Below are 19,500 nucleotides of genomic sequence, written 5' to 3'. Positions count from 1 at the left end.
TCGCCGCGTCCGCAGCCGGGGCCGGGCCGCCTACGCTGGGGTCGTGCTGTTCTCGAAGATCCTCCGTGCCGGTGAGGGCAAGCTCGTCCGACGCCTCGGCAGAATCGCCGACGCGGTGGAGTCGCTCGCCGACGACTACACCGACCTCTCCGACGCGGAGCTGCGGGCCAAGACCGACGAGTTCAAGGAGCGCCACGCCGAGGGCGAGTCCCTCGACGCGCTCCTGCCCGAGGCGTTCGCCGTCGTCCGGGAGGCGGCCACCCGCACCCTGGGGCAGCGGCACTTCCGCGTGCAGCTGATGGGCGGCGCGGCGCTTCACTTGGGCAACATCGCCGAGATGCGCACCGGTGAGGGGAAGACGCTCACCGGCGTCCTCCCTGCCTACCTCAACGCGCTGTCCGGCAAGGGCGTGCACGTGGTCACGGTCAACGACTACCTGGCCAAGCGCGACGCCGAGTGGATGGGCCGCGTGCACCGCTTCCTCGGGCTGTCGGTCGGCAGCATCCTCTCCGGCCAGACCCCGGCCCAGCGGCGCGAGCTCTACGCCTGCGACATCACCTACGGCACGAACAACGAGTTCGGTTTCGACTACCTGCGCGACAACATGGCGTGGAGCAAGGCCGATCTGGTCCAGCGCGGGCACCACTACGCGATCGTCGACGAGGTCGACTCGATCCTCATCGACGAGGCCCGCACCCCGCTGATCATCAGCGGCCCGGCCGAGACCAGCGCCAAGTGGTATGGCGAGTTCGCCCGCCTGGTCCCGATGATGAAGCGCGACGTCCACTACGAGGTGGAGGAGGACAAGCGCACCGTCGCCGTCACCGAGGAGGGCGTCGAGTTCGTCGAGGACCAGCTCGGCATCGACAACCTGTACGAGGCGGCGAACACCCCGCTGATCAGCTACCTCAACAACGCGCTCAAGGCCAAGGAGCTGTTCAAGAAGGACCAGCAGTACATCGTCAGCAACGGCGAGGTCCTCATCGTCGACGAGTTCACCGGCCGCGTGCTGGCCGGCCGCCGTTACAACGAGGGCATGCACCAGGCCATCGAGGCCAAGGAGAAGGTGAAGATCAAGGACGAGAACCAGACGCTCGCCACGATCACCCTCCAGAACTACTTCCGGCTCTACGAGAAGCTCTCCGGGATGACCGGCACGGCCCAGACCGAGGCCGCCGAGCTCTCCCAGACCTACGCCCTGGGTGTCGTGCCGATCCCCACGAACCGGCCGATGGTGCGCGCGGACCGCGCCGACGTCATCTACAAGACGGAGAAGGCCAAGTTCGAGGCCGTCGTCGACGACATCGCCGAGCGGCACGAGGCCGGCCAGCCGGTGCTGGTCGGCACCGCGAGCGTCGAGAAGTCCGAGGTCCTCTCGAAGTTCCTGCTGCGGCGCGGCATCCCGCACGAGGTCCTCAACGCCAAGAACCACGCCCGTGAGGCGGCGATCATCGCCCAGGCCGGCCGCCCGGGCGCGGTCACGGTGGCCACCAACATGGCCGGCCGGGGCACCGACATCCAGCTCGGCGGGAACGCCGAGTTCATCGCCGACGAGGCCCTGCGGGCCCGCGGGCTCTCCCCGACGGAGACGCCGGAGGAGTACGAGGCCGCCTGGGACGAGGCGCTCGACGCGGCCAAGGCGCAGGTCAAGGCCGAGCACGAGGAGGTCACCGAGGCCGGTGGGCTGTACGTCCTCGGCACCGAGCGGCACGAGAGCCGGCGCATCGACAACCAGCTGCGCGGCCGCTCCGGCCGGCAGGGCGATCCGGGGGAGTCGCGGTTCTACCTGTCCCTGGGCGACGACCTCATGCGCCGCTTCAACGGCCCGATGCTCGAGTCGATGATGAACACCCTCCGGGTGCCCGACGACCAGCCGATCGAGTCCAAGATGGTGAGCCGGGCGATCCTCTCGGCGCAGACCCAGGTGGAGCAGCAGAACTTCGAGGTCCGCAAGAACGTCCTCAAGTACGACGAGGTGCTCAACCGCCAGCGCACCGTCATCTACGACGAGCGGCGCAAGGTGCTGGAGGGCGCGGACCTGCACGAGCAGGTGGCCTCCATGGTGGACGACGTCGTCTCCGCCTACGTGGACGGCGCCACCGAGACCGGGTACGCCGAGGACTGGGACCTCGACCAGCTGTGGACCGGGCTCAAGGCGCTCTACCCGGTCGGGATCACCGTCGAGGAGATCGTCGAGCAGACGGCCGGCGGCGAGCAGTCCGACCTCTCCGCCGAGGACCTCAAGAGCGCGATGCTCGACGACGTCCACCGCGCCTACGAGGAGCGGGAGGCGGCGCTGGGCTCGGAGGTCATGCGCGAGCTGGAGCGGCGGGTGCTGCTCAGCGTGCTCGACCGCAAGTGGCGCGAGCACCTCTACGAGATGGACTACCTGCGGGCCGGGATCCACCTGCGCGCGATGGCCAACCGCGACCCGGTCGTGGAGTACCAGCGCGAGGGCTACGACATGTTCGTGGCGATGCTCGACGGCATCAAGGAGGAGTCCGTCGGCTTCCTGTTCAACCTCGAGGTGAAGACCAAGGACCAGCAGGAGGCGGAGGCCAAGGCCAAGCAGGCCGAGGCCGAGGCGAAGGCCCTGGCCGCCGCGCAGGAGGGCACGGCCAAGGTGCTCGCGCGCCAGGCAGCCGCGGCGCGGGCCGCGGCCGGCACGGCGGCGGCCGCGACCGCCCGCCGCTCCGCTCCCGCCCCCGCCCCCGAGGCGCCGGTGGCCGCGGCAGCCCCCGTCGCGGAGGCAGCCCCCACCGCCCCCGCGGCCGAGGCGCCGGCTCCCGCGGCCCCCACGGCCGAGCAGCCGGTGGCCGAGGAGCCGGTGGCCGAGGAGCCGGTGGCGGAGAAGCCCGCCCCGGAGCTCACGGTCGAGGGGCTCGACGAGCCGCGCCGCGCACCGGAGAACCTCACCTACTCCGCGCCCAGCCTCGATGCCTCCCCGGCCGAGAGCGGCCGGGCGAAGGCCGCCAAGACTGCGACGGTCACCGGCACCAAGGAGACCCCGCGCAACGCCCCCTGCCCGTGCGGGTCGGGCCGGAAGTACAAGCAGTGCCACGGGGCGGCCGGCAGCTGACGAAGGACCTCGCCCCGCCGACCAGCCGGTCGGCGGGGCGTCGTCGTGCCGCGGTCACCCGGCCGGCATCCCGGGCGTCCCACCGGCGAGGAGCGCGGCCCGGTGCAGGCCGTCGTGGCCCCACCGGGCCTTCGCGGACAGGTAGGTCACGTTCGCGGGGGAGACGTGCACCCCGGTCGGGACCCGTTCCGCAAGGGTGAGCCCGAGGCGGGTCAGCTGGGCCGCCTTGTCCGGGTTGTTGCTCAGCAGGGACAGCGCGGGCACGCCCAGGGCGCGCAGCATCTGTGCGGCGGCCGTGTAGTCCCGTTCGTCCGGGTCGTGCCCGAGGGCGACGTTGGCCTCGTACGTGTCGAGACCGGTGTCCTGAAGCGCGTAGGCGTCGAGCTTGTCGTAGAGGCCGATGCCCCGCCCCTCCTGGCGGAGGTAGAGGAGGTACCCGCCGGCCGCCGTGATCCGCTCGACCGCCTCCCGCAGCTGGGGCCCGCAGTCGCAGCGCTGGCTGCCGAAGACGTCCCCGGTCAGGCACTCGCTGTGCAGGCGGACCAGCGGGACGGCCGCGGGTTGGCCCAGCCCGAGAGCCAGGTGCTCGCGGCCGTCGACGAGGCCGCGGAAGCTGCTGACCACGGCCGTGGTCGCGTAGCCGTCGGGGAAGCGGAGCGGGACCCGGACCTCGGTGCGGATCTCCGCGGCGGGCAGGCCGGGTGTCATCGGTCCTCACCGGTGACGTGCTCGGTGCAGAAGCGGTCGGAGAGCGCGTACCGGAGCAGCGCCACGTCGCCGATCTGCCGGACCCCGGCCAGGGCCGCCCGGCGGTGGGCCCGCCAGGGGAAGCACCCGTCACCGACCAGCCGCGGCGCGCGGGAGTCGCCGACGAACAACGGCGCCACCACGAGGTGCAGCTCGTCGGCCAGGCCGGCGGTCAGGAACTGGGTGAGGACCGTCCCGCCGCCCTCGACCATCACCCGGTCGACGCCGCGGGCGGAGAGGTCCTCCAGCACGGCCGCCGGGTCCACGTCCACCGCCTCGCCCGTGTCGACGACGGTCGCGAGCTCCCCCAGCCGGAGCCGGACGTTCCCGGCCGCCCCGGTGGGGCAGTAGACGAGCTTCTCGGAGTCCCCCGTGGTGAAGAAGGCGGCCGACGCGGCGAGCTCCCCGCGCCGGGTGAGCGTCACCTTGGCCGGGGACGCGGGGAGCCCCCGCCCCACCCGTTCGGCGCGCCGGGCGGCCGACCGGACCAGCAGGCGGGGGTTGTCGTTCCGGACCGTGGCGGCGCCGACGAGGATCGCGTCGCAGCGGGCGCGCTCCGCGTCGACCCTGTCGAAGTCGGCGTCGTTGGACAGGTGCAACCTGGTGGCGTCCGTGCTGTCCAGGTAGCCGTCGATCGACATGCCGCAGCTGAGCAAGGTGTAGGGCCGGTCAGCCATGCAGGGCACCGTCCTCTCGAGCCTCGTCGTGCAGGTGGTCGCTCCCCGGCCGGCGCGCCGCCGCCCGGGCGACGGGTGGCCGGGGCGGGTGTCTCCGGTCGGCGACGAGGACCACGAGGCCGGGGAGCACGGACACCAGGATCAGGACGCCGAAGGCGGTGGCGACGCTCGCGCCGGCACCGGCGCCCCACCCGGCCGTGGCGAAGACCCACGCGGCCACGCCCTCCCGCGGTCCCCAGCCCCCGACGTTGACCGGGATCGCCGCGGCGAGCAGGACGACGAGGGCCAGCGGGAGCAGCTGCTGCGGCGCAACGGGGACGCCGGCGGCGTGGGCGGCCAGCAGGAAGGTGCCGAGGTAGCCGAGCACCGCGAGGACGGAGGCGACCAGGACCGGCGGCCAGGTCGAGGGCTGCAGCAGCGCTGTGCGGGCCTCGACCGCCACCGCGCGGGCCACCCGGGCCAGGCGGGCCGGACCCCGCCGCGACAGGCCGCGGCCGGTGACCAGCAGGACGCCCGCGGCCACGGCGCCGGCGGCGGCCAGCGCGAGGGCCCACCCTCGCAGCGGCGAGGGGAACGTCGTCAGCACCGCCAGCGCCATCGCGGCCTGGACCACCTGGCCGGCGACCCGCTCCCAGACCACGGCGCGCAGCGCGCGGCCCAGGTCGCCGACGTCGGTCCCGTGCCGCACGCCGCGGTAGACGTCCCCGACCACGCCGCCGGGCAGCAGGCTGTTGAGCAACTGCCCCCGGTAGTAGGCGGCGACCGCCGCGCGCATCGGCAACCCGACCCCGAGGGCCGCGGCCACGGCGCGCCAGCGCCAGGCCGAGCAGACCGTCGTCGCGGCGCCGATGGCGACCGCGGCCAGCAACGCCCCCGGGCCGAGCCCGCGCACGCCGTCCAGGAACGGATCCGCGCCCAACCGCCAGACCAGGAAGGCAAGGACGAGGACGCCGCCGAGGACGCGTGCCCTCGCCCACGCGCGTCCGCTCACCCCTCGGCCTCCGTCCGTCTCACCGGTCCACACGGACCGCGGGCGCAGCCGGTTCAGCACCGGCCGCCCCCAGGACCTCGCGGATGCGCGCCCCCGTCGCCGGCCAGCCCGGCAGCTCCGCCCTCCGGAGCAGGGCGGCGTCCCGGAGGCGGTCGCGGAGCCCGCGGTCGCTGAGCCAGCGCGCGAGGGCGGCGCCGAGGGCTGCGGGGTCCGCCGGGGGCACGAGGAGACCGGGTGGGCCCGCGGCGGTCCGCCCGACGGACTCCGGCAGACCGCCGACCCGGGTGGCGAGCACGGGGAGCGCGGCGGCCAGCGCCTCGGTGACCACCATGCCGTAGGTCTCCGCCCGGGAGGGGACGACGAGCAGGTCGGCCTCCTGGTACCGGCGTCGGAGCGCCTCCCCGGTGCGGACGCCGGTGATCCGGACCCGGTCGCCGATCCCGGTGGCCGCGGCCCGGCGCTCCAGCGAGGCGGCGAAGCGCGGGTGCCGGTCCCGGGAGCCGACCAGCGTGCAGCGCCAGGGCAGCGCGGCGACGTCCGCGAGGGCCGCGAGCAGCAGGTCCTGGCCCTTCACCGGAGCCAGCGTCCCGACGCACAGCAGCCGTCCGCCGCCGGCCGACCGGGGGCTCACGGGCGCCGGCCCCGTGCCGGGCTGGGCGACGTGCACGCCGGCCGCCGGCAGGCCGTACCGGTCCAGCAGACGACCACGGGTCCAGTGGCTGGTGGTGACCACGGCCCGGGCGGCGGCGAGCACCGCCCCCTCGTCGTCGGCCCCGACGGCGTCGCCGCCGAAGACCATGTGCACCAGCACGACGAGCCGGAGCCGGCGCGACCGGGGCACGAGCACGGTCCGCGCGGCGGAGGCGACCAGCCCGTCGGCGAGGACGAGGGCGTCGTCCGGCAGCGCGTCCAGCGCGCCCGCGAGGGCGTCCAGCGCGGGCGGGCCGGGCCGCGGCCACGCCCCCTCGGCGGCGATCTCGGTGACCCGCCACCCCGCTCTCCGGAGGTCGTCGCAGACCGCGCGGTCGTAGCGGTTGCCGCCGCTGACCCGGGCGGGGTCGTCGATCCCCGCCGGCACGACGACGCGGACGTGCGTCACAGGGGGCGGTCGTAGGTCGCCCACGCGATGTGCGACTCGTGGAGCGTGACCGCCAGGTCCGCCAGCCCCTGCCCGCCCGGACCGAGCGCGCCCTGGTGGATGCGCTCCGCCAGGCGATCGGCGATCACGCGGGCCAGCGCCTCCGTCGTGGTGTTCGTGCCGGCCAGCGCGGGGTCCTCGTCGAGGTTGCGATAGGTCAGCTCGCCGAGCACCTCGTGCAGCAGCCCGGCGGCCGCACCGATGTCCACGACCACCCCGTCGTCGTCGAGCTCGGCCCGGCGCACGGTCGCGTCCACGACGTACGTGGCGCCGTGCAGCCGCTGAGCCGGGCCGAACACCTCGCCGGTGAAGCTGTGGGCGATCATCATGTGGTCGCGGACCGTCACACCGAACACGCGCTCACTCCTCGTCGTAGGCGATCGTGTGGCAGAGGGCCGGGAGCCGGCCGTCGGCGAGCCGCGCCATCACGTCGGGCAGGTCGTCGAACCGCGACTGGCCGGTGAGCAGCGCGTCGAAGGAGCCGTCCCGCAGCAGGTCGAGGGCGAGCGCCAGCCGGTCCCGGGACGTCCGCGAGCTCCGTCGCGCCGGCGCCACGGACCCGACCTGGCTGCCGCGCAGCTGCAGCCGCCGGGAGTGGAACGCGCCGCCGAGCGACAGGGTCACCTCCCGGTCGCCGTACCAGCTCAGCTCCAGGACGGTGCCCTCGGCCCGGAGCAGGTCGATCGACAGCTGGAGCCCCGCGTCGGTCGCGCTCGCGTGCACCACGACGTCGCGCCCGCCCGAGGCGCCGCCCGGCGTGGCGAAGGCGACGCCGAGCGCTTCGGCGACCGGCGCGCGGGCCTCGTCGACGTCGACCAGTTCGACCTCGGTGGAAGGGAAGTGCGCCAGCAACCGCGCGACGGAGCACCCGATCATCCCCGCGCCCACGACGGTGACCCGGTCACCGAGCAGCGGCGGTGCGTCCCAGAGCGCGTTCACCGCGGTCTCGACCGTGCCGGCCAGCACGGCGCGCCGGGGCGGGACGCCGTCGGGTACCGGGACGACGGCGTCGGCGGGGACGACGTAGACGGTCTGGTGCGGGTGCAGGCAGAAGACGGTCTGCCCGACGAGCGCGGCGGGGCCGTGCTCGACCACCCCCACGCTCAGGTACCCGTACTGCACCGGCCCGGGGAAGTCCCCGACCTGGAAGGGCGCCCGCATGGCCTCGCGCTGGTGCTCGGGGACCTCGCCGCGGAAGACGAGGGTCTCCGTGCCCCGGCTGATCCCCGAGTGCAGCGCGCGCACCACGACGTCGTCCGGGCCCGGATCCCGCAGCCGGACCGCCCGGATCTCCCCGGCGCCCGGCCCGCGCAGCCAGAAGGCCCGCGCCGGCGCTGCCGGGCCGCTCACCGCACCGGCCCCTCGGCGCGGACGGCCGGCGCAGCGTCGAACGCGTCCAGGAACCGGTCGCGGAAGGCGTCCATGGGCCACACCGGCGCGGTGGGGCCGGGCAGCAGCCCGGCGTGCCAGTCCCAGGCGGAGATGCTCCGCAGCACCGCCGGGTCCGAGGTCACGAAGGAGACGGGCACCTGGCGGTCCGCGTCGGGGCCGCTCACCACCGTCACGGGCTGGTGGTCACCGACGACGACGAGGACGAGGTCGTCGTCGTCCAGGCGGACCACCCAGGAGATGAGCGCCTCCAGGGCGTACCCGATCGACTGGGCGTAGAGCCGGCGGACGGTCTCGGGGTCGCGCCAGGCCTCCTCCGGCGAGGGACCCTGCGTGGCCATGGCGGCGAAGACGGAGCCGTCGCCGACCTCGTCCCAGGGCACCATCGTGGGCTGGGGGGTCCACGGCTGGTGGGAGGAGACGAGGTCGACCTGGGCCATCACCGGGGGGTGCCCCGCGAACAGCTCGAGCCGCTCGAAGGCGGCGAGGGTGTACTGGTCGGGCATCGTCGCCCAGCTGAAGCCGGGGCCCTGGTAGCCCAGGCCGTGCCGGTCGTAGACGCGGTCGTAGCGGTAGAACGACGCGCCCTCCGGCCACGGTGCGTCGTTGGCCGGGTTGACGGCGACGGTCCGCCAGCCGGCCGCCGAGAAGACGCTGGTGAGCGTGCGCCGGTCGCTGTCCAGGAGCCGGTCGTAGCGCGGCTGGCCGTCGATCCACAGCCCCGACTGCAGGGTCGCGTGGGCGAGCCAGCTGTAGCCGCCGTAGGTCGGCGAGTCGAGGAAGGCGCTGCGCGCCTCGAACCCGGCGCGCTCCAGCCTGGTCGTGCCGCTGCGCAGCACGGACGTGACACCGGGAGCGATGACGGGGTCCTCGACGGCGACCCGGCCGTAGCTCTCGACGAAGGCGATGACGACGTCCTTGCCGCGCAGCGCGGCGAGCACCCCCGACCCGCTCGCCGGACCGGTGCGCGGATCGGCGGAGCGGACCGCGGTGTCGAAGCGCTCCTGGTCGGCGAGGGCGTCCCCGACGTCACGGCTGTGCGCGAGGGCCAGCCCGGCCGCGCTGGCCGATGCGACGGGGCCGGCGGGGGTGAGCTGCAGCGACAGCGCGGCGCAGACCGCCCACGCCAGGCCGAGGGCGGCGAGGCCCCGGACCGATCGGCTCCGGTGCCGGGCGGCGCCGCTGGTCAGGCGGATCGTCGACCCGACGACGAGCGCGACGAGCAGCACGACGGCGAGCGCGGCCAGGACGAGGACGCCCAGGGTCGCCGACTCCCCGACCGAGTCCTGCACCACCTCGATCGCCGGCAGGAACGCGCCCCGGTCGAGCACCGGGTTGAACGGCCGGCCGAGCTGGGCGGTGAAGCCGGCGTCGAGCAGCTTGACGATCGCCAGGCCGGCGAGCACCGCGCCCGCCACCGCCGCCACGACCCGTCGGGGGCGCGGGGGCAGCACGAGAGCGAGGGCCACCAGGGCGAGCCCTTCCAGCGGGATGCGCGCGAAGGACGCCGCGGTCAGCTGGTCCAGCCGAGGGGGCGCGACGAGGACCGCCCACACCACCGCCGCCGCGACCAGCGCGGTGGCGAACCGCACCGCCCGCCGGGTACGCGGTCCCGCGCCGGTGCGGTACAGGCAGACGACGCTGCGGCCGAACGACTCGACGAGGAGCAGCAGCGCCACCCCGACCGCCGCCGTGCCGACCGGGCGGGGCAGGACGCCGGAGACCGCGACGGTGAGGACGACGCCCGCGACGGCGGCGACGACCTTGCCCCAGTACCGGGGCGGCAGCGGCGCGGCCAGCCACGGGAGGGCCCAGCCCGCCACCAGGAACACGTACCGGGCGGCGCCGATCGCCAGGACCCAGGCGCCGTGGTCCCGGGCGACCGCCACGCTCAGGACGAGGATGAGGAAGGCGTCGATCTCGCCGTCCAGCCGGGCCCCGAAGGGCGTGACGGTCCCGGTGCGGCGGGCCACCCGGCCGTCCACGTTGTCGAGCACCAGCGCGACGGAGGAGAGGACGACGACCGCGGTGGCCGGCAGTGGCCGGTCCGCGGAGTCCGCGACGAGACCGGCGACCCCGGCGGTCAGCAGCGCCCGGCCCAGGGTCACCCGGTCCGGCGGGAGGACCGGCTCGCCGCGGCGGGCCCGGCCGACGACCAGCAGCGCGGTCGCGGCCCAGCCGGAGGCGAGCCCCACCGACCAGCCCGCGGCGTCCAGCCCGACGGTCAGCGACAGGACGCCGAGCAGGGCGGCGGTGCCCAGCGCGCCCAGGACCATCTCGAACCGGGGAGCGCGCATCGCACCTCCGTGACGGTCCAGGGCGGCCTCTGCCGGGGAGCACGGCTCCGGGCGCGCGGTGGTTCAGCCGGGGCCGGCCGGCCGGGAGGGGGCCCGCCCGGCGAGGTCGAGCTGGTGCGCCAGGTAGACCAGCTCGCCCCCGGCGAGCTGGCCGCGGCGGGCCGCGAGCCAGCCGGCGAGGCCGGGCGGCGCGGCGGGGCCGGCCAGGGCGTCCTCCACCGTATGCAGGATCGCCTCCACGAAGAACGCCTCGTCGTCCGGGTACGCGCCGTCCGGGTCGGGGTGCACGACCCAGTCGGAGGCCCCCACCGAGGAGGCCGGCGCGCCGGCGGCCCGCAGGTGGTGGAAGAGGTGGCGGCCCGTCCGGCTCTCCCCGGCGGGGCGTCCGAAGCGGACGCGCTCGTCCATGGTCCGGTGGTAGGCGGCCAGGACGTCCTCGTCCGCCGGGTGGCCGGGCTGGAAGTCGCTCTCGCCGTCGTAGTTGACGGTGAACCAGTAGGCGCCCCCCGGTGCCAGCAGCCGGAGGAGCCCGGGCAGGACGGCCGGCACGTCCACCAGGTCCAGGAAGGCGTTGGCGATCAGCAGGTCGGCCGGTTCCCCGCGACCGGAGGCCAGGTGGTCGCCGAGCTCGGCCTCGACCAGCCGCACCCGCAGCTCGCCGAGGCGCACCCCGTCGGGGAGGAGCTCGGTGGCGATGCCGCGCTCGCCGGCCCAGTCGCAGAGCCAGGTGCGCGAGTCCCGGAGCAACCGCCGGTCGACGTCCAGCAGCACGTACTCGCCGGCGCTGAGGACCTGCCACTCGAGCAGGCGGGCCACCATCGTCCCGAGGCCGGCGCCGATCTCCAGGACACGGCAGCCGTCCGGCGGCAGCAGGCCGCGGAGGTCCGCCAGCACCCGGTGGTTGAGGGCGCGGTCGTCCACGGTCCTCTTGGCCGCCAGGTAGCGGGTGTAGGGGTAGGTCATCGTTTCTCCGCCACCAGCGCGAACTTGCGCACCCGCCCGGACCCCAGCCAGTCGCTCCACGACCGGTGGGCGCGGAGCAGGTCGGTCAGGGCGGCGGCGCCGATCACCGCCGAGATCCCGGCTGCGTCCGCCTGGTAGGACCGCAGCAGCGCCGTCGCCGTCGCGTGGTGGGCCGCGGTCCGCTCCTCCTGCCAGGTCACGGTCAGGCCGGCCTCGCGCAGCAGGCCGGTCAGCGCGGCGAGCGGGATCAGCCACACGGTGTCGGCGTCGGGCATCCGGGCGCGCTCGCCGGCGGTGAGCGGCGGCCCCTCCTCGAGGGTGCAGGCCAAGCGGCCCCCCACGGGCAGGACGCCGGCGACCGCCTCGACCAGGGCCGCCTTGTCGGGGAAGGCCAGCATCGTCTCCAGGAGCAGCACGACGTCGAAGCGGCCGTCGGGCAGCGGCGGGACGTGCGCCTGCTCGAAGCGGCACGGCAGGCTGCCGGCCAGTCCGCGGGCGATCTGCACGGCGCTCGCGGAGCTGTCCAGGCCCAGGTAGCGGCACCCCAGCTCCGCGGTGATCATCCGGCCCGGGCCGGCGACCCCGCAGCAGAGGTCGAGCACCGAGACGCCGGGGCCGATGCCGGCGCGGCGGGCCAGGGCCCGGATCTCGCCCGCGCGCATGAAGCTCTCCTGGCCGACGTACTCCCCGCGGGGGTGCGCGGCCTCGCCGGCCCGCTGCAGCGCCGTCCGGAACGGCGCCCGCTCGTCCTGCCGCACCACCGGGCGCCCACCACCCCTCGGGTCCGGGAGGCCGCCTGTCCTCCGCCGTGCGTCCGGCCTCGGTCCGGTCTGCCAGGGAGCACGGGGCGACGGCGGGGACGGTTCACCCGGTCGGGCGCACGCTGAACCGCCGGCCGAGGTCGTACGTTTCCGAGGACGTGACCACGGTGCGGACGACGACCGGCTCCGACCGCGACGTCGGCGCGTCCGGTGGCCGCGGGAGCGCCGGGTCTCGCTGGGGCCGGCAGCCGCGCGCCGCGGTATCGACAGCGACGGCGGTGAGCCGGATGCTCCTCGGGGTGAGCCGATCCAGGATGCCGGAGGCGGCCGACGAGGTGCTCCTGCGCCGGCTCTGGGACGAGCACGCCGGACCGCTGCTGGGGTTCGTCATCCGGCTCAACGGCGGTGACCGCGGTGCCGCGGAGGACGTGGTGCAGGAGACGCTGCTGCAGGCCTGGCGGCACCCGGAGGTGATGGACCCGGCTCGCGGACCGCTCCGGCCGTGGCTGTTCACGGTGGCCCGCCGGCTGGTCATCGACCGCCACCGGGCGCGCCTCGCCCGTCCCGCCGAGGTCGACGACGCCGTCCTGCCGCACCTGGTCGCGGACGACGGCATGGACACCGCCCTGGATCGCTGGCTGGTCGCCGACGCGCTCTCCGCGCTGACCCCGGCGCACCGGGAGGTGCTGCTGCACACCTACTACGCCGGTCGTACCGTCGCCGAGGCGGCCGTCGTCCTGGGCGTGCCGCCCGGGACGGTGAAGTCCCGCGTCTTCTACGCCCTCAGGGCGCTGAAGCTCGTCCTGGAGGAGCGGGGGGTCACGACGTGAGCTGCCCGCGGGAGGTCGACGTCGGCGCCTACCTGCTCGACGCCCTGGAACCCGACGAGCGGATGGGCATGGCGGCCCACCTGCGCGGCTGCCCCGTGTGCAGCCGGACCCTGGACGAGCTCGGCGGCCTGCCGCCGTTGCTGGCCACGATCCGGCCCGGGGACGCGCACCCGGAGGACCCCGTCCCCAGCGAGGTCTCCTTCCAGCGGTTGCGCCGCTCGGCGGTCCCCGTCCGGCCGGTCCGCCTGCGCCACCGCAGGTTGCTCGCCGGGGCCGTCGCGGCGGCGGTGGTGGTCGGCGGGGGCATCGGTGCCGGTGTGGTGCTGACCTCGGGGCCCGCGGAACCGGCGACGCTGCAGGGCAGCGCGGGCGACCTCCACGCCTGGGCGACGGTCGCCCCCGAGGGTGACGGCTCGAGCATCGCGCTGACCATGGAGGGCCTCCCGCACGGAGCGACGTGCTGGCTGGTGGCCGTGGGCCAGGACGGCGAGCGGCACCGCACCCGCAGCTGGGTCACCGACGAGGGCGACCACTCGTGGACCGGCACGGTCGCGCTCGCACCCGAGCAGCTGGCCCGGCTGGAGATCGTCGGCGGCGACGGGCGCACGCTGGTGACCCTGCCCGCCTGAGCGGGCGACCGGTCAGCCGATCTGCAGCGCGGTGCAGCGCCAGCGGCCGTCCATGCCCTCCAGCCGGGCGGCGACGGCGTGCGCCCGCCCCGCGCGGTGGACGACGGCGCTGACCTCCGCCACGCCGTCGACCGGCTCGCAGACGCGCACCGGCCCGACCACGACCGGTGCGCTCCCCTCGGTGCACCACCGCGGCGGGCGACGGGACGACAGCGCGGCGTAGACCCCGGTCGAGGCGAGCGGCTGCACCTGGGTCAGCGGGCGACGGCCGACGAGGGCCTCCAGCGCGGTGGTCACCAGCCGCCGGGCCGCCGCGGCCGCGGGCGGGAGGTCGGCCCGCCCGGTCAGGACCGGTCCGAACTCGTCCAGCGGGAGGCCGGCCACGTCGCGCAGCCGCGGGCCCGGGCGCGGGACCGGCCGGGGGAGTGGCTGCTCCGGGTGCACCAGGCGCAGCGCCGGCCGGAGCTCGCCCGGCGGCTGCGGCGTGGGGACGACCGTCACCCGCAGGGCCGGAGGTGCAGGGGGGACGGTGCGGGACGGTGCGGTCATCGAGGGCTCCCGGGGACGGCGGTGGGGGACGGTCGGATCACGGCCGGGCAGGTGGTCGGAGCACCTGGCCGGGCAGCAGCAGGTCGGGGTCGGGGCCGATCACCTCGGCGTTGGCGTGCCACCAGGCGGTGACGGCGGTGGCGATCTCGGCGGTGGAGGGCTGCGCCCCGCGGGTGCGCGCCAGGTGGCCGGCGGCGATGGTCCAGAGGCAGTCGCCGCGCACCACGACGTGCTCGCCGGCGGCGGGCCCCTCCGGCCAGTCGGGGAGGGCGTTGCGCGGGTCGCCGTCCGGCGCGGTGGGCGCCACCGGTGCCGGCCAGTCGGGCACGGCCTGCCCGGGGAGTGCGGCGGTGACCCCCGGGTCGGTCGCGGCGGCCGCCGAGGTGAGGGGCAGCCCGGGCGCCGCGGCGCCCAGCACCGGCGGTGCGATGCCGAGCCCGATGCCCAGCGCGAGCGCGGCGGCCCGCCGGGCACCGGAGGGCAGCAGCCCGCGGAGTGCGCCGGCGGCGAGCGCGCCGGCGGCCCCGGGCAGCGCCGCGGTGGCGGTCAGCGCCAGGCCGAGCGCGCCCCAGCCCCACACCACCCAGGCGAGCAACCCGACCAGGTGCACCACCAGGGCGTCGGCCCCGGCGGTGTCGGCGGTGCGCTGCGCTGCGGCGACGGCGCTGACCGAGGTGGGCGGCACCGGGGCGAGGAGCACGAGGACGGCGGCGATCCCGGCCATGCAGAGGGCCGTCCCGAGCAGTCGCCGCACCGACATGAGCCACCTTCCACCTGTTGACGTCGCGCCACTAAAGCAATCAAACGCAAGTAAACGCAAGCATCTGCACGATCTAGGCTGTGCGCATGCGGTGGCAGCAGCTGTTCGCGGACCTGCAGGCGCAGTTCGAGGCCGCGGAGGACGCCCAGGACCGGGCCGAGCGGGCCTCGCGTGCCCGGGCCGAGATCGGCGCGGTGCGGCTGGCCGAGCGGATCGGTGGTTCGCTCGGGGCAGAGCTGGTGGTCACCTGCCGGGGAGCCGGCCGGGTCCGCGGCGTGCTCGCCGACCAGGGGGCCGACTGGCTGCTGCTCGCCGACGACCGCGGTCGGGACCAGCTGGTGGCGATGGCGGCGGTGCGGGCCGTCGACGGTCTGGGGCGCTGGACGGCGCCGGCCGAGGACCCGGGCCCGGTGCGGGCGCGCCTGGACCTGCGCCGGGCCCTGCGCGGCCTGGCGCGCGACCGCAGCGCCGTCCAGCTCGTGCTGGACGACGGCTCGCTCCTGACCGGGACGATCGACCGGGTGGGCGCGGACTACGTGGAGGTGGCCGAGCACGCGGCGGACCAGCCGCGCCGCCCGGGCGCGGTGCGCCGGGTCACCGCCGTGGTCGTCGACGCCGTGGCCGTCGTGCGCACCCTGGCGCCCGGGTGGGACTGAGCCGTCAGGCCCGCTGCTCGGAGGCGTCGGCCCCGGCGGTGGAGCCGGCCGCAGGCTCGGGGGGCACGGCGCCGGCGCGGGCCTCGGCGTACTTCTGCTGGATGAAGCGCTCGAGCTCGTCCACCTCGACGCGCCACTGGCCGCGCCCGCCGATCTGGATGGCGATCAGCTCCTTGCGCCGCACCAGCGCATAGGCCTGCGACCACGAGACGTTGAGGATCTCCGCGACGTCGTCGAGGGTCAGGAAGCGGGGCGTGGGCATGGGCGTCTCCATCCGTTCGCGGGCCAGTCTGTCAGCCGTGCCGGTGGTCCGTGGCGGCCGTCCACACCCGAACGTGTGGACGACGGATGCACGAGATCGCATGCGTACCGCATCATCGGCGTCCCAACGCCGTCATCGACCCGCATCGACGGGTCGACGCGCCCGACCGGGCCGGCGACGTGCCCGCAGAGAGAAGGTCGTGTGACCGCCGTGCGCACCCCCGGCACCACCGAGCTGCCGGCCGGGCCCACCCCGCGGCGGGTCCGGGCGCCGGGCTGGCTGGACCTCCGGCTGGTGCTCGGCGTGCTGCTCGTCCTCGCCTCGGTGCTGCTCGGTGCCCGGGTCGTCAGCGCGGCGGACGCCACCGTGCCGGTGTGGAGCGCGGCCGAGGACCTGGCGGCGGGAACGATCCTGACCGCCGAGGACCTCGTGGTGGTCGACGTCCGGCTCGACGAGGCGGCGGAGAAGTACCTGTCGGGCAGCACCCGACCCGACGGCAGCGCCCTCTCCCGCGGCGTGCGGGCCGGCGAGCTGCTGCCCCGCTCGGCCCTCGAGGGCCCCTCGGAGCTGGTCCAGCTCGCGCTCCCGGTCCAGGCGGGTTACGTGCCCCCCGGGCTCCGGCGGGGGCAGCTGATCGACGTGTACGCCGTCGCCGACCCGGCGGCCGGCGCCGCCGGCCAGGACGTCGGCAGCGTCGCGCTCGTCGTCGGGGCGGCACCGGTGCAGGCGCTGTCCGGCGGCGCCCAGGGCGTCCTGTCGACACCGACCGCCACGGTGCAGGTCGTCGTCGGCGTGGCGGCGGACGACGCCGCCGACGTGCTGGCCTCCATCGCCGGGCGCCCACTCGTGGTGGTCGCCCACCCCGCCGGCGCGACCGCGGAGGTCGGCGCCACCCGCGCCGACCAGGTGCGCGCGAGCCCGACGCCGACCTCGGCCCGGGTGCCCGCACCGCCCGCCGTGGCGACCGGCAGCGCGCCCGCCGCGGCGGGACCGACCGGCTGATGGCGCTGCAGGTCTTCACCGCCGTCACCGGCGCCGGCTGGGAGTCCGAGCTCGTCGGTGCCCTCGACCGCGACGACCACGGGGTCACCGTGGTCCGCCGCTGCGTGGACGTCTCCGACCTGCTGGCCGCCGCCGCCACCGGTACCGGCCAGGCGGTGCTGCTGTCGGCGGAGCTGCGGCGGCTCGACGGGGAGACGGTCGCCCGGCTGCACGCGGCCGGGGTGGCGGTCGTGGGTCTGGTCGAGCCCGGCGACGAGGCCGCCGCGCAGCGGCTGCGCCGCCTCGGGGTCGCCCAGGTGCTGCCGGCGGACGCCGACCCCGAACTGATCGCGCGGGCGCTGCGGGACGCGGTGTCGGGCGTCCCGGCGCCCGGCCACGACGTCGCCGACCTGCGTGCGGCCCTCCCGGCCCCCGGCCCCCCCGGCGCCCCCGGCGAGCGGGAGCGGCCGCGGGGTGGGCAGGGCCGCGTGGTCGCGGTGTGGGGCGCGACCGGCGCCCCGGGCCGGACGACGGTCGCGGTGGGCCTCGCCGACGAGTCCGCCCGGCTCGGCGTGCCGACCCTGCTCGTAGACGCCGACGTCCACGGCGGCGTGGTGGCCCAGGTGCTCGGGCTGCTCGACGAGTCGCCCGGGCTCGCCGGCGCCGCCCGGCAGGCGGGGCTCGGCACGCTGGACGGCGCGGCGCTCGCCGCGCTGGCATGGGCGGTGCGCCCGGACCTGCGGGTGCTCACCGGGCTGGCCCGCGCCGACCGGTGGCCCGAGCTGCGGCCGGCCGCGGTGGCCGCGGTGCTCGACGAGGCCCGCCACCTCGCGCAGCTGACCGTCGTGGACTGCGCCTTCGGCGTGGAGGACGACGAGGAGCTCTCCTTCGACACCGCGGCCCCCCGGCGGAACGGGGCGACCCTCGCCGTCTTGGAGCAGGCCGACACCGTGCTGTGCGTCTCCGGGGCCGACCCCGTGGCCCTCCAGCGGTGCGTGCGGGCCCTCGACCAGCTGCACGAGGTGCTGCCCGACGTCGAGCCCGAGCTGGTCGTCAACCAGCTGCGCCGAGGGCCGGTGCCCGGGGATCCGCGGCAGGAGGTCGGCGACGCGCTGGAGCGCTTCACCGGCCGGCGCCCGCGGTTCTTCCTCCCGGCGGACCGCCGCGCGACCGATGCCGCCCTCGCGGCCGGCCGCACCCTGGCCGAGGCGGCGGCTGGCTCGCCCCTGCGCGCGGAGCTGCGGGTGCTCGCCGCCCAGCTCGCCGGCGTGCCCGCCCCTGCCGCCGGACGGCGTGGCGCGCTGCTCGGCCGGCGGGCGGGCTGACCACCGGGCTGTCCGGAACGTCGTCCCCGTCGTAGCGTGGGGCACCGCAGGGGGAGGAGAACGATGGTCGAGCGGCTGGGCACCCTGGAGGCCTCGTTCCTCTACCTCGAGGAACCCGGCACCCCCATGCACGTCGGCGGGGTGCTCGTGCTCGAGGCGCCCCCGGGCGGGCTGGAGGCGCTGGCGGCGCTGGTCGAGGCGCGGCTGTCCCTGGTGCCGCGGTACCGGCAGCGCGTCGCGGAGGTGCCGGGCCACCTCGCCAACCCCGTGTGGGTCGACGACCCCGACTTCTCGCTCGACTACCACCTGCGCCGGTCGGGGCTGCCCCGGCCGGGCACGGAGCAGCAGCTGCTCGACCTGGTCTCCCGGCTGATGTCCCGGCCCCTGGACCGCAGGCGCCCGCTGTGGGAGGCCTACCTGGTCGAGGGGCTGGAGGGCGGCCGGGTCGCGGTGGTGACCAAGACCCACCCGGCGCTGGTGGACGGCCTCAGCGCCGTCGACATCGGCCAGGTGCTGCTGGACGTCTCCCCGGACGCGCCGGTCCCCGCGCCGGCCGAGTGGTCGCCCCGGCGCCCGCCGTCGGGGGTGGAGCTGGTGTGGTCGGCGTTCGACGACTACCGCCGCCGCCCGTCCTCGCTGGTGGAGCTCACCCGCTCGGCGGTGACGGACGCGCGGGCCACCGCCGTCCGCATCGGCGGTGTCGCCGGCGGGCTGGTCCGGACGGCCCGCTCGGCGATCCTCCCGGCGCCCCACAGCCCGCTGAACGCGACGATCGGCCGGCAGCGCCGGGTCGCGGTGGCGTCCGCCGACCTCGACGACCTCAAGCGGGTGCGCAAGGCCCACGGCGGAACGGTCAACGACGTGCTGCTGACCGTCGTCGCGGGGGCCCTGCGGGAGTGGTTGCTCTCGCGCGGCGAGCCGGTCGTCAACGGCACCTCGGTGCGCGCCCTGGTGCCGGTGTCGGTGCAGGACGAGGACGGGGCCGGCGGCAACCAGGTCACCTCGCACCTCGTGGACCTGCCGGTCGGCGAGCCCAACCCGCGGGTCCGCCTCGCGCGGCTCACCTACGCCATGCGGGGGGTGACCCAGCACGGGCGGTCCGTCGGCGCGGACAGCCTCATCGCGCTCGGCGGCTTCGCGCCCTCGACCCTGCACGCGCTCGGCGCACGGGCCGCGCGCGGGCTCTCCCGGCGGCTGTTCAACCTCGTGGTGACCAACGTGCCCGGCCCGCAGCTGCCGCTGTACGCCGCCGGCGGCCGGGTGCTCGAGGTGTTCCCGGTGGTGCCGCTGGCCCGGGGGCAGGGGCTCTCGATCGGGATGACCTCCTACGACGGCACGGTCTTCTTCGGCCTCAACGCCGACCGGGACAGCGTCAGCGACGTCGAGGTGCTCGCCGACCTGATCGAGCAGGAGGTCGCGGGGCTGGTCGAGACCTCCACCTGAGCCTCCGCCGGCCGGCCGTTACG

General features: G+C 76.3%; 19 protein-coding genes. 7 read left to right on the top strand and 12 right to left on the bottom strand.

Annotated elements, in window-relative coordinates; genetic code table 11:
- Positions 1-43 precede the first annotated feature (43 nt).
- Positions 44-3,079 carry a preprotein translocase subunit SecA gene (secA, locus tag ACI79P_RS08590; RefSeq protein WP_456580617.1) on the top strand — a complete coding sequence of 1,012 codons (3,036 nt, stop codon included), beginning with the start codon at positions 44-46 and terminating at the stop codon, positions 3,077-3,079.
- Between the two features lie 54 nt (positions 3,080-3,133).
- On the opposite strand, the gene ACI79P_RS08585 is transcribed toward secA, so the two are convergent.
- From ACI79P_RS08585 to ACI79P_RS08545, 9 genes are all read right to left on the bottom strand, one after another.
- A complete protein-coding gene (locus tag ACI79P_RS08585; protein ID WP_456580616.1) occupies positions 3,134-3,787 on the bottom strand; it encodes a GTP cyclohydrolase II in 654 nt (217 codons plus the stop codon).
- Entirely contained in the window at positions 3,784-4,503 is a 720-nt protein-coding gene (locus ACI79P_RS08580) for a RibD family protein (RefSeq protein ID WP_456580615.1), read from the bottom strand. Before ACI79P_RS08580 ends, ACI79P_RS08585 begins: the two co-directional genes overlap by 4 nt.
- Positions 4,496-5,494 (bottom strand): lysylphosphatidylglycerol synthase transmembrane domain-containing protein, encoded by a 999-nt coding sequence (locus ACI79P_RS08575; protein ID WP_456580614.1) that lies wholly within the window; start codon positions 5,492-5,494, stop codon positions 4,496-4,498. Before ACI79P_RS08575 ends, ACI79P_RS08580 begins: the two co-directional genes overlap by 8 nt.
- A 19-nt stretch (positions 5,495-5,513) precedes the next feature.
- Complete coding sequence (locus ACI79P_RS08570) at positions 5,514-6,593, bottom strand: glycosyltransferase family 4 protein (protein ID WP_456580613.1); 1,080 nt, start codon at positions 6,591-6,593, stop codon at positions 5,514-5,516.
- On the bottom strand, positions 6,590-6,988 hold the full coding sequence (locus tag ACI79P_RS08565; RefSeq protein ID WP_456580612.1) for a 6-pyruvoyl trahydropterin synthase family protein: 399 nt from the start codon (positions 6,986-6,988) through the stop codon (positions 6,590-6,592). The genes ACI79P_RS08570 and ACI79P_RS08565 overlap by 4 nt, the downstream gene beginning before the upstream one ends.
- 4 nt (positions 6,989-6,992) lie before the next feature.
- Entirely contained in the window at positions 6,993-7,982 is a 990-nt protein-coding gene (locus ACI79P_RS08560; RefSeq protein WP_456580611.1) for a zinc-dependent alcohol dehydrogenase, read from the bottom strand.
- A complete protein-coding gene (locus ACI79P_RS08555; RefSeq protein ID WP_456580610.1) occupies positions 7,979-10,318 on the bottom strand; it encodes a CDP-alcohol phosphatidyltransferase family protein in 2,340 nt (779 codons plus the stop codon). Before ACI79P_RS08555 ends, ACI79P_RS08560 begins: the two co-directional genes overlap by 4 nt.
- Positions 10,319-10,381: 63 nt before the next feature.
- On the bottom strand, positions 10,382-11,281 hold the full coding sequence (locus tag ACI79P_RS08550) for a hypothetical protein (RefSeq protein ID WP_456580609.1): 900 nt from the start codon (positions 11,279-11,281) through the stop codon (positions 10,382-10,384).
- Entirely contained in the window at positions 11,278-12,042 is a 765-nt protein-coding gene (locus ACI79P_RS08545; RefSeq protein ID WP_456580608.1) for a class I SAM-dependent methyltransferase, read from the bottom strand. The genes ACI79P_RS08550 and ACI79P_RS08545 overlap by 4 nt, the downstream gene beginning before the upstream one ends.
- Before the next feature lie 299 nt (positions 12,043-12,341).
- On the opposite strand from ACI79P_RS08545, the gene ACI79P_RS08540 reads away from it, so the two are divergent.
- Both ACI79P_RS08540 and ACI79P_RS08535 read left to right on the top strand, forming a co-directional pair.
- On the top strand, positions 12,342-12,872 hold the full coding sequence (locus tag ACI79P_RS08540; RefSeq protein ID WP_456580607.1) for a sigma-70 family RNA polymerase sigma factor: 531 nt from the start codon (positions 12,342-12,344) through the stop codon (positions 12,870-12,872).
- On the top strand, positions 12,869-13,501 hold the full coding sequence (locus ACI79P_RS08535) for an anti-sigma factor family protein (protein WP_456580606.1): 633 nt from the start codon (positions 12,869-12,871) through the stop codon (positions 13,499-13,501). Before ACI79P_RS08540 ends, ACI79P_RS08535 begins: the two co-directional genes overlap by 4 nt.
- A 12-nt stretch (positions 13,502-13,513) precedes the next feature.
- Here ACI79P_RS08535 and ACI79P_RS08530 read toward each other — a convergent pair whose 3' ends face one another.
- Both ACI79P_RS08530 and ACI79P_RS08525 read right to left on the bottom strand, forming a co-directional pair.
- A complete protein-coding gene (locus tag ACI79P_RS08530) occupies positions 13,514-14,050 on the bottom strand; it encodes an Rv3235 family protein (RefSeq protein WP_456580605.1) in 537 nt (178 codons plus the stop codon).
- Between the two features lie 37 nt (positions 14,051-14,087).
- The gene (locus ACI79P_RS08525) at positions 14,088-14,810 is read right to left on the bottom strand and encodes a LysM peptidoglycan-binding domain-containing protein (RefSeq protein WP_456580604.1); all 723 of its coding nucleotides are present in this window, start codon (positions 14,808-14,810) and stop codon (positions 14,088-14,090) included.
- Positions 14,811-14,896: 86 nt separating this feature from the next.
- On the opposite strand from ACI79P_RS08525, the gene ACI79P_RS08520 reads away from it, so the two are divergent.
- The gene (locus tag ACI79P_RS08520; RefSeq protein ID WP_456580603.1) at positions 14,897-15,466 is read left to right on the top strand and encodes a hypothetical protein; all 570 of its coding nucleotides are present in this window, start codon (positions 14,897-14,899) and stop codon (positions 15,464-15,466) included.
- Between the two features lie 4 nt (positions 15,467-15,470).
- Here ACI79P_RS08520 and ACI79P_RS08515 read toward each other — a convergent pair whose 3' ends face one another.
- Positions 15,471-15,728: a helix-turn-helix domain-containing protein gene (locus ACI79P_RS08515; protein WP_456580602.1), complete on the bottom strand. Its 258-nt coding sequence runs from the start codon at positions 15,726-15,728 to the stop codon at positions 15,471-15,473.
- Between the two features lie 201 nt (positions 15,729-15,929).
- Between ACI79P_RS08515 and ACI79P_RS08510 the strand changes: the two genes are divergently transcribed.
- The 3 genes from ACI79P_RS08510 to ACI79P_RS08500 all read left to right on the top strand — a co-directional run bounded on the left by ACI79P_RS08510 (position 15,930) and on the right by ACI79P_RS08500 (position 19,477).
- A complete protein-coding gene (locus ACI79P_RS08510) occupies positions 15,930-16,730 on the top strand; it encodes a flagella basal body P-ring formation protein FlgA (RefSeq protein ID WP_456580601.1) in 801 nt (266 codons plus the stop codon).
- Positions 16,730-18,034: an AAA family ATPase gene (locus ACI79P_RS08505; RefSeq protein WP_456580600.1), complete on the top strand. Its 1,305-nt coding sequence runs from the start codon at positions 16,730-16,732 to the stop codon at positions 18,032-18,034. The genes ACI79P_RS08510 and ACI79P_RS08505 overlap by 1 nt, the downstream gene beginning before the upstream one ends.
- A gap of 63 nt (positions 18,035-18,097) precedes the next feature.
- Entirely contained in the window at positions 18,098-19,477 is a 1,380-nt protein-coding gene (locus ACI79P_RS08500) for a WS/DGAT/MGAT family O-acyltransferase (RefSeq protein ID WP_456580599.1), read from the top strand.
- The last annotated feature ends 23 nt before the right edge of the window (positions 19,478-19,500 follow it).

It is taken from the genome of Blastococcus sp. SYSU DS0510 (assembly GCF_054050835.1).
Note: the sequence above shows the minus strand (reverse complement) of the source record. Positions and strands in the feature narration are given on the sequence as shown.

Bases quoted from the DNA above. Each gene is read 5' to 3' on its own strand.
- ACI79P_RS08500 (WP_456580599.1), top strand. From the start codon at position 18,098: ATGGTCGAGCGGCTGGGCACCCTGGAGGCCTCGTTCCTCTACCTCGAG.
- ACI79P_RS08515 (WP_456580602.1), bottom strand. From the start codon at position 15,728: ATGCCCACGCCCCGCTTCCTGACCCTCGACGACGTCGCGGAGATCCTC.
- ACI79P_RS08585 (WP_456580616.1), bottom strand. From the start codon at position 3,787: ATGACACCCGGCCTGCCCGCCGCGGAGATCCGCACCGAGGTCCGGGTC.
- ACI79P_RS08530 (WP_456580605.1), bottom strand. From the start codon at position 14,050: ATGACCGCACCGTCCCGCACCGTCCCCCCTGCACCTCCGGCCCTGCGG.
- ACI79P_RS08520 (WP_456580603.1), top strand. From the start codon at position 14,897: ATGCGGTGGCAGCAGCTGTTCGCGGACCTGCAGGCGCAGTTCGAGGCC.
- ACI79P_RS08505 (WP_456580600.1), top strand. From the start codon at position 16,730: ATGGCGCTGCAGGTCTTCACCGCCGTCACCGGCGCCGGCTGGGAGTCC.
- ACI79P_RS08555 (WP_456580610.1), bottom strand. From the start codon at position 10,318: ATGCGCGCTCCCCGGTTCGAGATGGTCCTGGGCGCGCTGGGCACCGCC.
- ACI79P_RS08550 (WP_456580609.1), bottom strand. From the start codon at position 11,281: ATGACCTACCCCTACACCCGCTACCTGGCGGCCAAGAGGACCGTGGAC.
- ACI79P_RS08580 (WP_456580615.1), bottom strand. From the start codon at position 4,503: ATGGCTGACCGGCCCTACACCTTGCTCAGCTGCGGCATGTCGATCGAC.
- ACI79P_RS08525 (WP_456580604.1), bottom strand. From the start codon at position 14,810: ATGTCGGTGCGGCGACTGCTCGGGACGGCCCTCTGCATGGCCGGGATC.